14 protein-coding genes are annotated in these 14,077 nt (G+C 32.3%); all 14 read right to left on the reverse strand.

All coding sequences use genetic code 11. The annotated features are described in order from the left end of the window. Positions 1-3 precede the first annotated feature (3 nt). The 14 genes from KXJ69_RS01585 to KXJ69_RS01650 all read right to left on the reverse strand — a co-directional run bounded on the left by KXJ69_RS01585 (position 4) and on the right by KXJ69_RS01650 (position 14,076). Entirely contained in the window at positions 4-450 is a 447-nt protein-coding gene (locus tag KXJ69_RS01585) for a GNAT family N-acetyltransferase (protein WP_219050609.1), read from the reverse strand. 1 nt (position 451) lies between these two features. Then, positions 452-3,622: a M1 family aminopeptidase gene (locus KXJ69_RS01590; RefSeq protein ID WP_219050611.1), complete on the reverse strand. Its 3,171-nt coding sequence runs from the start codon at positions 3,620-3,622 to the stop codon at positions 452-454. Next, positions 3,622-4,497, reverse strand: a complete 876-nt coding sequence (locus KXJ69_RS01595; RefSeq protein ID WP_219050613.1) for an ABC transporter ATP-binding protein — start codon at positions 4,495-4,497, stop codon at positions 3,622-3,624. Before KXJ69_RS01595 ends, KXJ69_RS01590 begins: the two co-directional genes overlap by 1 nt. Positions 4,498-4,590: 93 nt before the next feature. Next, entirely contained in the window at positions 4,591-4,935 is a 345-nt protein-coding gene (locus tag KXJ69_RS01600; protein ID WP_219050615.1) for a 5-carboxymethyl-2-hydroxymuconate Delta-isomerase, read from the reverse strand. Between the two features lie 12 nt (positions 4,936-4,947). Next, entirely contained in the window at positions 4,948-6,027 is a 1,080-nt protein-coding gene (locus KXJ69_RS01605; RefSeq protein WP_219050617.1) for a serine hydrolase domain-containing protein, read from the reverse strand. Between the two features lie 48 nt (positions 6,028-6,075). Next, positions 6,076-7,209 (reverse strand): alpha/beta hydrolase family protein, encoded by a 1,134-nt coding sequence (locus KXJ69_RS01610; RefSeq protein ID WP_255571147.1) that lies wholly within the window; start codon positions 7,207-7,209, stop codon positions 6,076-6,078. A gap of 142 nt (positions 7,210-7,351) precedes the next feature. Then, positions 7,352-8,047 (reverse strand): DUF4386 domain-containing protein, encoded by a 696-nt coding sequence (locus KXJ69_RS01615; RefSeq protein WP_219050618.1) that lies wholly within the window; start codon positions 8,045-8,047, stop codon positions 7,352-7,354. A 171-nt stretch (positions 8,048-8,218) separates the two neighbouring features. Next, a complete protein-coding gene (locus KXJ69_RS01620) occupies positions 8,219-9,439 on the reverse strand; it encodes an alpha/beta hydrolase-fold protein (RefSeq protein WP_219050620.1) in 1,221 nt (406 codons plus the stop codon). Between the two features lie 422 nt (positions 9,440-9,861). After that, positions 9,862-10,599: a DUF3108 domain-containing protein gene (locus KXJ69_RS01625; protein ID WP_219050622.1), complete on the reverse strand. Its 738-nt coding sequence runs from the start codon at positions 10,597-10,599 to the stop codon at positions 9,862-9,864. Positions 10,600-10,676: 77 nt separating this feature from the next. Beyond that, positions 10,677-11,522 (reverse strand): NmrA family NAD(P)-binding protein, encoded by an 846-nt coding sequence (locus KXJ69_RS01630; RefSeq protein WP_219050624.1) that lies wholly within the window; start codon positions 11,520-11,522, stop codon positions 10,677-10,679. A 35-nt stretch (positions 11,523-11,557) separates the two neighbouring features. Beyond that, on the reverse strand, positions 11,558-12,052 hold the full coding sequence (locus tag KXJ69_RS01635; RefSeq protein WP_219050626.1) for an anthrone oxygenase family protein: 495 nt from the start codon (positions 12,050-12,052) through the stop codon (positions 11,558-11,560). A gap of 362 nt (positions 12,053-12,414) precedes the next feature. Further along, the gene (locus KXJ69_RS01640; protein ID WP_219050628.1) at positions 12,415-12,951 is read right to left on the reverse strand and encodes an NADPH-dependent FMN reductase; all 537 of its coding nucleotides are present in this window, start codon (positions 12,949-12,951) and stop codon (positions 12,415-12,417) included. Between the two features lie 2 nt (positions 12,952-12,953). Further along, on the reverse strand, positions 12,954-13,409 hold the full coding sequence (locus tag KXJ69_RS01645; protein ID WP_219050629.1) for a DoxX family protein: 456 nt from the start codon (positions 13,407-13,409) through the stop codon (positions 12,954-12,956). A gap of 22 nt (positions 13,410-13,431) precedes the next feature. After that, positions 13,432-14,076 (reverse strand): hypothetical protein, encoded by a 645-nt coding sequence (locus KXJ69_RS01650; protein WP_219050630.1) that lies wholly within the window; start codon positions 14,074-14,076, stop codon positions 13,432-13,434. Position 14,077 lies beyond the last annotated feature (1 nt).

Consider the following 14,077-nt stretch of genomic DNA (forward strand, 5'->3'; position numbering starts at 1 on the left):
TTTTCATATTTTAATTAATTCCAAATGCAAAATTGGGTATGGCTTTCCTGAGGCATCCGTTTCAGATCGACCAATTGCTTTAAATCCGTAACGTTTGTAAAACCCAATAGCGTCATTATTCTGCTTATTAACATCCACTTTGGTGACCTTTAAATTGCTTATGGCATATTCCAATAAAGTTTTTCCTATGCTTTTACCTCTATGTGCTGGGTGAATAAATAGCATCTCTAAATGTCCATTTAACACCCCTACAAAACCTATAATGTTATAATACTCATCTCTACAACATCTTAATTCAACAGCGTCTAGATAAGTATTTAGAATTAAGGATTTGAAATAGGTGATATCTTCTTCTTTTAAAAAGTGGTGTGTTGCTCTTACAGAAGCTTCCCACAACTCTACAACTTTATTGTATTCGAATTTGTCAATATAATCTATTCTATGTTTCATCTTATATTGCCTTAAATAACTTGTCAATTTTGGATTCAACAATTTCATTGGGTGCGACTTTATAGAATTCATTGAGTATATCTAGAGAAGTTGGTTTCTTTGGGTATTGATTATTTAGAAGAAAATTTTTGAGAGCGAGGTTTACTTTGTCTTCACCAATTAACTCACTTAACTTCACCATAATTATTGCGCCTTTAGAATAGGCTATGTGAGCATTCCCATAAGTGACTTTGTAAAGCGGTTGGTCTCCATTCAAACCTTTTTCACTATCATAAATCTGCTGATGAATTTTAATTCGTTCCATCATTTTTTCTATCCCATACATCTTTTTATACAACATCATTTCCGTGTACATCGCTAAGGTCTCTGTAAGCATTGAAGCACCTTCTCTCTCGTCTGGGTTTATTAGGCTATTCCCCCACCAAATATGAGAAAGCTCGTGTCCAGCTAATTCATTAATTACGTCCTGTTTTTTATCGCTCTCGAGGTTCGTGTGAAAAATCATATCCTCGGTCATAAAGATGACTGAAGGGTAGGCAGTTGCTGCAAACCCTTTAGTAAAAGAAGAAACTTCAACAAAATTAATCGATTTAAATGGATATGCTCCAAAATGAGCTGTACAATAATCCAACGTAAGTTTAGCATTATTTAGTAAATGGTCTACATTTTCAAAATGATTTTTGGTGTAATACACATTGATATTTACACCTTTATGTTGAATTGATTTATGTCTATATACTGCTGATGAAACTGCAAAACGAAAAGGAATATTCTCAGCTTTATAGTTAAAATAATTTCTATTAGCATCAGACCACTGTTCTACTAAATCGCCTGTACCTACAGCCACTTGAGGAGCTTCTGTAGAAACAGTCATATTCAAATTAATAAAGTCGTTTTTAAAAACCTCTGGAGCATCAATTGTATTGACTTGTGAAGCTTTTCCTAATTGAAATTCTTTACGTTTAAGCTCTTCTTCAATTTCCCTATCTTTTTGATAACCTATGGACGGAAAATAATTGCTAATTCGCATAAACGACCCATTACCAACAATAGCATTAAAAGATTGATGACCATTTACAGCAAACCATTTATACGATAAGTTAAAACTTAGAGTAGTTTTTTCGTTAGGTTCTAATGGTTTTTTTAGTTTTATTTCAGAGACAAAATCTTCCAGTTTTATACTATCTCCATTACTTTTAAATAAGGCATCATCAACTTTTAATTCGGGGTGAAAATTCACCAATATATTCTCAATTGGTTTATCAGTTTGATTGTTTAAAACATATTTCCCTTGAATCTGGTATTCATTTTTTGATGGATAAAGCTGAATTTCTGTGGCCACATCCGTAATGGAAGGTTGTGGTAAGGATTCGTAAATGCGGAATTTCTGTTCGTATTCAACTGCTTCTAAAATAGTTTTTTCCTCATCTTTAGGAATGTATCCCTCCATAAAAGAGATTCCGGTTAACATGCATAAAACCAATAAAACAGAAGTGAATATTGATTTTTTAATATGCCAAACTCTTGTCTTTAAAAAATCAATTGCAACCCACAATAAGGCAATGAAGCAGAATCCAAATAATAGCCGTTGGGAGAAAGCTGACAAATAAATTCCATACCCATTAAAATCACTGAAATTACCATTAAAGCCTGAAAATATTTGTAGTAATGGATATGTAAGAATTGATTTGGATAATGGAGTTGCTAAGGCAAAAACTGCCACGGTTGAAATTCCCAAAGCTGCAAACCGATTCTGGATAATATTATTTATCAATAGTAAAAAAGCTGAAAAAAGAAGTAATGGAAATGTATTGAAGATTATGACCCCTACATACGCTTTCCAATCAATATAAAAGTAATTATAGCTAATCTGAAATACGATTCCTTCAGCAATAAGTAAAAAGGTGAAAAAGCATACCAAAATGTTTACTGAAACAAGATGTCCTAACATCTTATTTTTGGAAAAATAAGTGCTTTTTTCAATTAATTCGAAACCCGACGTATGACTTCTCCAATAGATGTCATTAATGAAATAGACCAAAATCAATAATCCGAATAAATGAAAGTTTTCAGAAATAGTGATGGCTAAAAGTCCAGAACTAGCATAGTTTTCAGGCAATCTAATGCCTTTATCTATATCTGCATACATTTCCATTCCTACGTAAAACACAAGTAGAATGGAAATCGCAACAATAGAGACACTTTTAAAGAGATAAATTAAGTCTATTCTCGCAAAAGATACCATCGATTTAAAACCTGCCAAACTTCCATAATAAAGTTGAGGAATCTTGATTTTTTTAAACGTTGATATGGAATTACCCGCTTCTATTTCTATTCTCCGCAGGACTTTTTTCCCTTTTTTTCGAGAAAAAGAGAAACATCGATAACTGAGCCATAAAAAGGTTCCAGAAATGAGAACAATTGCTAATCTGTTTATTAACAGCAGTCCCGATAGCGGTACAATAAGTTCATTCTTTTGTTGTACCAAAAATATTCTTGCTTCAAAAAAATAGGCAGATAATCCAAATGGGTCTAATAAGGAAGACATTTGTTGTACTTCTATAGATTGCGGTAAACTAGAAGACATAAATGGTGAGTTAGAAAACACTAAAAGCACCATATAAAGTACATACAACAAAAGTCCGCCAACAACTACCAATAACTTTTTACGTGTTGAATAGGCAATAAAAAATAAAAAGCTGCAAACAAAGAAACAATTTATCAATCCAAATAAAAGGAGAGGGTACAAATAGTGCCATACATTAAATCCTGCTTGTATTTCACTTCCAATTCGCAAATTTTGACCAATAACAAACCCCAAAATAAGTAGCCCAAAACTCAAAAATGTTTTTAGAAAAAGAAATCCGAATTTCCCTTTTAAATACGACTTTTTGGATATTGGTAATGCAAAAAACATATTTTCGAATTGTGCATCCCATTCTTTAAAAAGGAGTTGGTTCGAAAAGAGAATGGCAAAGAATATAATCGACAGACTTAACATTCCTGTCATAAAACCAATAGTGTAAGGCGAATTAAGGTAAATTCCTTCTCCTGCACTCAAATTGAACTTATTCCCGCAAAAAACTCCAATACATAGTAGAATTATGGCAATAAGATAGGTGACCCAATGCCTTGAACTTTGCTTTAATTCAAATAGTAACAAAGCATTCATCATTCGTTATTTTGAGAAAGTGCGTAAAAATAAACGTGCTCCAACAAAGGAGTAGTCATTTCAAAATCTTTTGGCTGTTCGTTTGAAAATACAGTAATCTGTAATTTTCTTTCAACCAATTGTTGACTGATAATGTTGAAATTGGAATGATAAAAATCCAATTCATCCTTTTCAATAGATTTTGACCAGATCTTGTTTTTCAGTTCCAAAATCAATTCTTTTGGTTGACCAGATTTAAGAAATTGCCCTTTATTCATAATGGTCATTTCTGAACATAAATTCTTTACATCTTCCACTAAGTGTGTGGAGAGTATAACAATAACATCGGCACTAATTTCATTCAATAAAGTATTAAATCGGTTTCGCTCTTCCGGGTCTAGTCCAGCAGTGGGCTCATCCACAATAATTATTTTGGGTTTTCCCAATAATGCTTGAGCTACACCAAAACGCTGTTTCATTCCACCAGAAAACGTATGTACTTCTTTGTTCTTAAAATTCCAAAGATTTACTTTCTCTAACAAATACTGAATTTGGTCTTTACGCTCTGTATCATCTTTAATTCCTTTTAAAATGGCAATATGGTTTAAAAGATTATAAGCACTAACTTTAGGATACACTCCAAAATCCTGAGGTAAAAATCCTAAGTTCTTTTTAATATAATCCGAATTTCTGACGATATCAACATCGTTAAATTGAATACTTCCTGAAGACGGTTTTTGAAGCCCTACGATTGTTTTCATAAGAGAAGATTTTCCTGCACCATTAGGACCCAACAACCCAAACATTCCATTTTTTATCTCTATTGAAATATTATTTATGGCCTGATGTCCATTGTTATAAGTAAGGTTTAGATTATTGATCTTTAAAGTGTTCATTTTTTAGTCTTCTTTAATGGCATTAATTGCTTTAATCTTCTTATTCAAAAATTTATCTGAATTTGGATGCTTTTTTTATACTATTCTGAGAAGTTATATCATTGTTTTATTACAATAAGTTGCTCTCTCAAAATCCCTTATGTTAATAGAAATAATAGGCACTTCAGGAAACATTCCTTTAAGTTCTGTAACTATTCGTTTTGAAAGCCCTGCTTTCTGTTCTGTATTTCTTCCTTCCATGATATTCCCAAAAACATGAATGAAGTTATCCTTTGAATTACCTGTAGTGTAATATTGAAATTGATTGATTCTTACTTTTATTTCTTCAGGAAGAAACAATCCAGTCGATTCTGCTGTATTATATACATTCTGTATAATTTCTTGTGGTGATTTTAATTTGATAATCTCCTCTGAGCAGTCTATTATAAAATGTGGCATAATCTGTTGTTTTTAAGTTTGTTTTTTTAAGTTTTCAATTATTAATGTTACTATATCTCGCGTAACTTTTGTTGGTGAGTTACAATCACAATTACTAAAACCTACTACGTACACATCGTAATCTGGCACATAAACTCCCATAGATTTATATCCAAATATACTTCCCCCATGCTCTCTAGTAGAAATTCCTTCTGTTTCATTTAATTGCCAGCCATAGCCATAATTAATTAGCTCTCCGCTGTTTAATTTATAGTTTCTAAATATTATTTCTTTTGTTTTTTCACTTATTAATTCATTATCATTGATTGCATTTTGCCATTTCAGCATATCATTTGCCGTTGACATTAAGGCCCCTGATGAAAAAGGAATGCTATAACTTATGTTTGTTTTATTCACGTATCCGTAGGTTCTTTTGTGATAACCATAGGCCCTATTCTTTATAACCTCTCTATCACTTGAATAACGGGAATTTTTCATCCCAAGTTTTTCGAAAATGTATGTTTCAATAAAATCTTCGTAGGTATTTCCAGACACTAATTCTATAATATATCCTAAAAGGACATAGCCAGAATTATTGTAAGAATATTGCTCCCCTGGTTCAAAATCGACGGGCTCATCCATAAAAAATTCTACAAGTTCTTTTGATGCCATATCTTTCCTTGCAATATTCATAATGGATTTCATCTTAGTAAAATCTTTAATTCCAGACGTATGCGTCAATAAATGATGGATAGTGATATTGTCTCCTTTAGGGTAATCTGGAATGAATTTTGAAATAGGATCATTTACATTTAATTTACCTTGTTCCTCGAGCATCATGATAGCAATGGCTGTAAATTGTTTGGTCATGGAACCTATTTGAAAAACGTTATCCGGGGTCATAGTAACATCTAGTTCAATGTTAGATTTACCGAAGGCCTTTAAGTAAATTGGTTCACAATCCTTGGAAACCAAAAATACTCCTCCAGGTCCATCTTTTTGAAATATGGGCTGAAGGAGACTATCAATTTTAGATTCTAATGTTTGTGCAACACCTAATTGAATTGAAAAAAAGAAAAGTATTAAATATTTTACACCGAGTATTTGATTCATTTTATTCATTGATTTTATGTTGTAAATCTTGATCTTATAATTTTAAAGTCAATTCCCGATTATCCAATTTGTAATCTTATCCAAAAAACGATTTACAAATTTCTTTTCAAGAAATGGATATTCATCCCTCCTTCCCGTGGTTGCTTTTTGGAAAAAATGATTGGCATGTTCAAATGTTATAAATTGATAATCAGACCCCGATTTAAGAAGGGCATTTTCCATTCGATCCTTATTCTGGTCGATCGTAACCTGAAAATCTAATCCTCCAAATAAGCCTAATACAGGCACTTCCAATTGTTTCAAATCAATTGATGGATCGTAGTAAAGAAATGAGGTAAGGGATGGTAAACCGTAAATTATTTTGAATTCCTTGGTTTTAGCTAGGGCTTCCTTTTCAATTTTCAAAGTGTCAACGACATTTTTTGATAAAGATGACTCATACAAAATAACTTCAGTACTTTCTCGGAACAAGCTTAATGCCTCATTAATATTTTTGTTATCCTTGATAGCCCACATCAATCTACTATGGGCTGATACATTAGCTTCAATAAGTGGTTTTGAGATATTGGCTTCGTTATTTTCTTGCCTTACTTGGTACAAAACCACTTCTACAAGAGGCACCGCAGGGGCACCCATTAAAATCACCTTTTTGACTGACGTATTTCCAACAGCAACCTTTGATGCAAGAATACCTCCCTGACTATGCCCAAATAATATAAAGTCATGGAAGGGATGCTTTATGTTCGATTTAAAATAATCCATTATATTTTTAAGGTCGTTTGAATGGTCCTCTATGGTACTGTTCACAAAATCACCTGTACTTTCACCTACCCCTCTATCATCATAGCGAAAAGAAGCAATTCCTTTAGAAGCTAGGTGGTCGGCGATGACCTTTAGTATTTTAAACCCCTCTAAGGTTTCATCTCTATCTTGGTCACCACTTCCAGAAAGTAATATAACGAGGGAGGAAACTTCTGGTTTAACTGGAGTAGTAAGCGTTCCACCAATTTGAGTATCACCTGTTTTAATTATGAGATTAATATCTTCTTTGTCATTATTAAAAGTTAAGCCAATTCTTGTATTTGGCTCAGGCTCAAAGTAGGTTTTATTGGTGAAAGCATAACAAGCATGGGCCATGATTAAAAACCCTATAATGCCTAACAATTTTATACTTCTTTTCATTATTTGTTATTTATATTATACTCCTAAGTCAGCTAATTTTTTTATGTTTTGATAAAATTAAACGGGTTTAGATTATTAAATCTTAAACTACATTAAGAAAAACCAAGGGTATCTTTTATTGACGATGTCTTATTCAAAAAAGTTACAATGATTGGCTGGACTTTATCTGGTAAGCCATTTTTTTGAAGCCTTTGAACAATAACCAAATGGTAAATGACAGCTCTCCAATAACACCCGTAAGAATAACACCCATCTCAAAATAAGACTTAAATTGACTATAATCTTCTAGAGTTAATTTTGCTGAAGAATCAATAAAATATCCAAGTGAAGCCAGTATTAATAATATGCCTAAAGTGCTAGGGATTGTTGATGATTTTAAGCCAAGATATCCTAGAATCAATAAATGAATCGCAAAAAACATTAATCCAATTGTCCATAGAATATCGAAATTCACTAATAAAATCATTATTTCCTCTTGTAAAGGATTTGAAATTATCGGGTTAGAAGTTTGGATGTATATTTTAAATAAATAAATCAAACCGATAATAAAAAAAAGAGCGTGCAATAATCTAAATATTGATGCCAAATACGAAAGCCTCTTACTGACAGTCACGGTTATTTTAAAAAGTGACCAAACCAATAACAAATCGAAAAAAACCATCACAACAAATCCAATTAAACCATAACCAAATTGTATATGGTTATTTATAATATTAGTTGTAGTAGTTATGGGGTCTTTCAAATCCACAAGACTTTCAAGGATTGCAAAGTTGGCGTAAAATCCACTTATAAAAATCAATAAATAAGCAATTCCTGAAATTTTAATTATCTGTTTCATAATGTTTTACATTAATATTATGAACAAAATTATGGCCTCAAAATTTATATTTCATTGACTTATGTTAAGTAATAACCTATTTCGAAGTTTCTTTTAATCTATAATACTTAGCATCTAGTAATGAATAAAACTTTTTACTTATTAGATCATGAAGGGTAATTTAATATTACATTAGTTTTTCTCTAATCGGTCTATTTCAAGTTGGTAACCCTCCTCATAACCCAATTTGTATTTTTTCGACACTTTAATAGCTTCTTCATAAGTACTAATAGCTCGCTGTATCTGATTTACTTTTTCATAGAGTTTAGCCAAGTTATTTAAAAGACCAACATATTTTGGATAGGCTTCAGTAGCTCTTTTTAATACAACTATAGCATCTGTAGTCTCCCCTTTTTCATCTAGACCAGCATATAATTTTACATAATCCATGGCAGGTCTTCTGGTCATTTCTCCATATTGTGATATAAGATTTTGTTCATCTTTTAAAAAGGTGGTCCTATCAAAGTTTTCAATTGTAAACTTGGTGTTTTTCAAATCTGAAAAGATAAACCTTAAGCCGTGATAATTTAAGAGTAATCGCGCTTGATTGTGGTCTTCATCTCCAACTTCTTCATGCTTCCATCTAAAGCCGTGAGGTGTATTTTTATTGACCACCTCAACATAGCGTTTTAATTCTTGACGCATTCCCCAACCATCGTCACCACCTATTCCAAAATACACGGTTTTGTTTAAACTGAAATTTGCCATATAGAAGGTTTTGGCTGTTTCTATCATCTCTTCATTATTCCACCATAAAGCAGGTGCTTGTATGATAAACGCATCAAAAAGATCAGGTGATTGCATCAATACAAAGGTGCTAAATAAGCCTCCAAAAGAGTGCCCTTCTAAAATGCGAAATGGATGTGTTCTATACGTGGTTTCTACATAAGGTATGAGTTCTTCTTCTAAAAACTTTAAAAATAATGGTGCCCCTCCGCTCTGAGGTATACCTGCCCCTCCTGCTCCGCCATAAACGCCTTCGCCAGCTTTTGATGGTGTCAAGTCTTTGGCTCTGTCCATACTTTGAATACCTACAATAATTAATGGTGAAATCAATCCTGACTCAGCTAATAATTCTGCGGTAGCTACAGTATGTTTAATATTTCCTAACCCATCTAAAACATATAGAACTGGATAATTGGCATTCGAAGTTTCATACCCAATAGGTAATGAAATAATAATTGGTCTGTCTTCATCAAGGATTTTAGACTTATAAATATGTTGCGTTCCCAGCCCTAGAAGCTGTCCATCTTCGGTCATGTCTATAGTATTGGCTAATTGTGCGTTTAACTGGCAATAACCTAATACCATAATGGCAATAGGCATTAGTCGCTTAATTATTTTTGTCCTCATAATGGTTGTTTTTTCATTTTTAATTATTAGTAACCATTTCTTGATTATAATATGTTGTTTTTTGCAAGACCTACATATTTATAAACAAATTTATAGACTTATGTAATTAATTTCATTGACTTAAGTTAAGAACTAATCCTTTTAAAAAAAATGCTATTGTCTATGGAAATAATTAGAACTTATAGAAAGATTGCTTTAGTGCTGTTATAATTTGTTACGAACTATCTATTGTAAAATCTGATATCATTGGTTTTATTTAACTGTTATTTGAAATGTTTTGACCTTGGTGAAAATGTCCTCTTTCAAAGATTCACTATTGATTTCCTCACTACAGAAATTATTAAAAAATGTAGGCAATAAAAATGTAGGTTATTCAAAATTCAACACATACAATCACTATATTTAGTTGGCATTAGTTTTCTTTATTCTACCAATCTCATAATCATTTTTCTACTACCTAAATCAAGTTCTTGTTTTAAAATTTTTCTAGTTAACATATCAATATAATAAGTAATTGTAGAAGTATTATTTGAAATCTCGTCTGTAGTTTCAATCTTCCATACTTGTTTAAGCTTACCATTATGTTCTAAAGTTGATTCTTTTGTGTCTTTTATTGATGCTGTTAGGACACCTATTTTAGCCTTTGGATTGTAATCAAAAATTGAAATGGTTTTCGAATAGCCGTTATTTAAAGGTAATAACCTTAATAGTTGTGGATAAAAATTACTATCAAAAAAAGGTTCTTTAACTTCTTCCGAAATTTTAGTTTTGGTGTTGGCTTGCTTATCTAAATAATAACCTGTTATTTTTTTACCGAATTTTAAAACCATATCTCTTTGTTGATTGTATGAAGAATGATAAATAGGCTTTAAGTTTTTCGTGCCAACTATAGTACTGTCAATCCATTTGCTATTTGATCGATGCATAAGTACTGTTGTAGTAATAATAATACTGTCTTTTTCTTTTCTTACTATGGAATGGATGTCACCAATTTTTATTTCAGTTGAATCTTTAACCATAGACCAAGACATTTTTGATTTTTCTGATTTAAGCAAAGCTAAATTTGCAGAGTTGTTTTTTGGACTCAATGACAATTCTTGACTAGTTCCTTGAGAAGTAAAGACTATAGTAAGAATTAATAAGTAAATTATATTTTTCATTTTTAATTGATTTTAGATATAAAACAAATGAAGGCTCCGAAAACTTATTAAAAGTCTCCAGAGCCTTTATAAATGGGTTAGTGGTTTTGAGTTATTTCTAAATTCCAAATCCCAGCTTCAGCAGTTTGTCTAGCATAGGTTTCAAAATCTTTAGCCGGTCTACCTAATACTTTTGCAACATCATCTGATACTTCTTGGTTATCTGGATTTCCTAGTACTTCTTGAAATAAATAACCAAAAAGCCATACATAAGAATCTGGTAATCCTGCTTTTCGCATGCCATCTTTGAATTCGTCAATTGAAATAGGTACAAATTGAATTGGTTTATCGGAAGCTTCAGCCATAATCTCTACAACTTCTTTAAAGGTTCTTTTTTGAGGTCCAGTAACGGTTATGGTTTGTCCGTTGTATGAATCATCGATCAATACTTTAGATACTACATCGGCAATATCATCTGCGTCCACAAATGGAATTCTTGCTTCTGGCATAGGCAATGCCACAACGCCACCCAATACAAAATCTAAAAAAGCACCTTCACTAAAGTTTTGATTAAACCACGAGGCTCTAACCAAGGTGTAATTTAAGCCTGAATTAGCCACGATGTCCTCACAAGCTTCTGCTTCAGTTTCGCCTTTACCAGAAAGCAATACTACTTTTTCTAAGCCAGCTTCTAATGCTTTTTTAGTAAGTGTTGTAATTGCATCTCTAGAACCAGGAACAGCCAAATCAGGATAATAGACGATGTAAGCTCTGTCCATATCTTTCAAAGCTGCATCATAGGTTTCAGAATTTTCCCAGTCAAAAGCTGGATTTGTTTTTCTCCCTACAACTCGTACGTTGTGTCCAGATCGTGTCAAATTTTCTGCTACTCGGCGACCAGTTTTACCAGTTCCTCCGATAACTAAAATGTTTTCTGATTTCATAATTTTAAATTTTGATTATTAATAATTGTTCTGTTTTATTTTGTGTAAATAAACCCTATTAGAAGTAAGCAAAATGAGGTAAATGAGGCAATGGTTCGTTGAATGTGCCAACGGTTCCAAGGTTGTTCAAATTTGGTTCTTAATTCTTTAAGTTCAACTACCGAAAGATTTTCTAATACAGTTTTATCAAGTACCTCGTTGAGCGGAACATTTTTAAAAACTGTGATAAGACCAACACCAAAAAAAAACAAAATTGCAGCCACCATAAATGACCAGAATGTTGTTGGGTGTGCATGGCGATGTAAAAAGGCATTAATAAATAAGAGCAACACTGGTCCTAAAAACACAATGAGAAAACTTGGGTTGATGATGGCACGGTTCATAGCTTGAAATGATTGCAAGAACCCTAAGTCATCCAATCTACCTATGCCTGGTGTTATAGCGTTAGACCAGGTAAAACATAAACCTGCCGTTAACCCTGTAAATAAGATGCTTAGCATTAATACGATAATTTTAAAGTTTATTTCCATTTTGATTGCTTTTTGTGGATGATATCCAGGTTAATAAATCTTGATACTCAATAGAGGTAAGTTTATTATTTCTGCCTTTTGGCATCCGTTTCTTAATGAAGACTTGCTTATAAATGTCATTGGCCCAGGTATCCATGTTTTCTGTTGTGAATACGCGCCTTTTGTTTTGTTTACGATGACATACGTTGCATTTGTTATTTAAAATTTGAAATGCATTTACTTTAGAATTATTTTTAGAATAACTTAAAGAAAGTACACTCAAATCATTATTATTAAAAATAGGTTCATATGAGCTCTTGGAGTTCACCATAAGTGCCATAATAACTGCAATGATATATTTTGCCAATACAACCATGATTATATTAGTTATTATATTGCTGTTCAAAAAGAACTAGCTTTTGATATAGTTCTTGGTTTAATCCTTCATCAGTTATTCCTTCTTCTGAAAAATTATCATAAAAAGAGGGCAATGAAAACGTATCTGTGATGCTAGCTCCCATAAACGGAAAGTATGCATTAGCCGATTGTAAAACCGTTGCACCACCTCTAGCTCCTGGCGAGGTTGCCATTAACAGCATAGGCTTATCTCGCCATATTTTCATATTTGCACGAGACAACCAATCAATTATATTTTTAAATACCGATGCATAAGACCCGTTATGTTCAGCCAGAGATACTATAAATCCGTCAGCAGTATCAAATAACTCGTTTAGACGTTTTATTGCAGTCGGAATACCATTTTCCGCTTCATAATCAATACCGTAAATAGGTAAAACATAATCGTTTAAATCGATTGATATAGTTTCCACGTTTTTTAAGAAACTCGAAGTATACTCTATTAAACTTTTATTGATAGATTTTTGACTATTGCTACCTGCTATTGTGATTATTTTTTTCATAATTACTTTTTTTTAGAAATTAATGTATCTATTGACCATTTCCCACTACCATTTACTACAATAGATAAGGCTAGACCGATTACAAGAAGAGAATATTCGAAACCTTCTCCTGCTTGATTATTATACCAATTCATAAAAAAACCATGTTCTAATTGTGTGGTATAAATAATGCCAATGAACATCCCTGTAAGTGATAATGCCCAAAACCTACTAATCAGTCCAAGAATTAGTGAAATAGAGCCAAAAAATTCAATGATTATTATTGAAAAGGCGACAATGCTTGGTAAACCCATTTGTGCCGTAAATGATTCCATAGTTGCTGAATACCCATAGCCTCCAAAAATTCCAAGTAATTTCTGAGCTCCATGTGGAAATATTACCAAACCAAGAGTTAATCTTGCAATGCTAAATCCAATATTTGGATTTGTAGTTAAAAGTTTTTTTACTAAATTTTTCATGATGTTTTAGATTTAAAATTGTTTATAAAGTTTTTCTATAATACAAGCCGAAAGATTTCTTTTCTATTGGGTTTGGACCATACTGATCAAAGTCCACTCCAACACCAAGTTGGTGACTATTGAAGGATACTCCTGCACGCAATTGCTCAAAACTTCTTGAATGCTTTTCGAATTTGTCCCATACAGTTAAAAATTGCCCATTAATCCAAAGTGATACTTTGTCATTCAACGGTGCATTTATCTGAAACTGAGCAAAGATTTCGGCATATCCAGCATCCATTTTTTCAGAATGAGCAACTGAAGGAATAAATACAAATAATACTCGTGAATTTTGAAGTGTGAATTTTGCCGACATGCGTCTCGAATAGCCAGCAATGCTGTTGTAATATAAGGATGGTCCAAGTGCAATACTCTTATTAATATTCCAGAATAGAGTTGGTTGAACTCCTACCTCATCAAAGCCTTGGTTTTCTTTATGGTTAAATTTTTGAAAGAAAGCCAATGTATTAATACTTAGAGTCTTTTTCTGATTAATAGTATAGCTTGAGTATGATGTAAAATCTGTTTTATCAAAACCTGAAAACAGTTCGATCTGAGTAAATTGTGCTTGCAAATAGTTTACAAACCCAATTGTTAAAAATGATGTAATGGTGATTAATTTTTTCATG

The sequence above is a fragment of the Halomarinibacterium sedimenti genome, assembly GCF_019312585.1.
GTDB lineage: Bacteria > Bacteroidota > Bacteroidia > Flavobacteriales > Flavobacteriaceae > Halomarinibacterium > Halomarinibacterium sedimenti.

What these genes read in the sequence shown, in the direction of transcription:
- KXJ69_RS01640 (WP_219050628.1), bottom strand. Translation starts at nt 12,951, where the DNA reads ATGAAAAAAATAATCACAATAGCAGGTAGCAATAGTCAAAAATCTATC.
- KXJ69_RS01585 (WP_219050609.1), bottom strand. Translation starts at nt 450, where the DNA reads ATGAAACATAGAATAGATTATATTGACAAATTCGAATACAATAAAGTT.
- KXJ69_RS01625 (WP_219050622.1), bottom strand. Translation starts at nt 10,599, where the DNA reads ATGAAAAATATAATTTACTTATTAATTCTTACTATAGTCTTTACTTCT.
- KXJ69_RS01595 (WP_219050613.1), bottom strand. Translation starts at nt 4,497, where the DNA reads ATGAACACTTTAAAGATCAATAATCTAAACCTTACTTATAACAATGGA.
- KXJ69_RS01600 (WP_219050615.1), bottom strand. Translation starts at nt 4,935, where the DNA reads ATGCCACATTTTATAATAGACTGCTCAGAGGAGATTATCAAATTAAAA.
- KXJ69_RS01620 (WP_219050620.1), bottom strand. Translation starts at nt 9,439, where the DNA reads ATGAGGACAAAAATAATTAAGCGACTAATGCCTATTGCCATTATGGTA.
- KXJ69_RS01630 (WP_219050624.1), bottom strand. Translation starts at nt 11,522, where the DNA reads ATGAAATCAGAAAACATTTTAGTTATCGGAGGAACTGGTAAAACTGGT.
- KXJ69_RS01650 (WP_219050630.1), bottom strand. Translation starts at nt 14,076, where the DNA reads ATGAAAAAATTAATCACCATTACATCATTTTTAACAATTGGGTTTGTA.
- KXJ69_RS01605 (WP_219050617.1), bottom strand. Translation starts at nt 6,027, where the DNA reads ATGAATCAAATACTCGGTGTAAAATATTTAATACTTTTCTTTTTTTCA.
- KXJ69_RS01635 (WP_219050626.1), bottom strand. Translation starts at nt 12,052, where the DNA reads ATGGAAATAAACTTTAAAATTATCGTATTAATGCTAAGCATCTTATTT.
- KXJ69_RS01610 (WP_255571147.1), bottom strand. Translation starts at nt 7,209, where the DNA reads ATGAAAAGAAGTATAAAATTGTTAGGCATTATAGGGTTTTTAATCATG.
- KXJ69_RS01615 (WP_219050618.1), bottom strand. Translation starts at nt 8,047, where the DNA reads ATGAAACAGATAATTAAAATTTCAGGAATTGCTTATTTATTGATTTTT.
- KXJ69_RS01590 (WP_219050611.1), bottom strand. Translation starts at nt 3,622, where the DNA reads ATGAATGCTTTGTTACTATTTGAATTAAAGCAAAGTTCAAGGCATTGG.
- KXJ69_RS01645 (WP_219050629.1), bottom strand. Translation starts at nt 13,409, where the DNA reads ATGAAAAATTTAGTAAAAAAACTTTTAACTACAAATCCAAATATTGGA.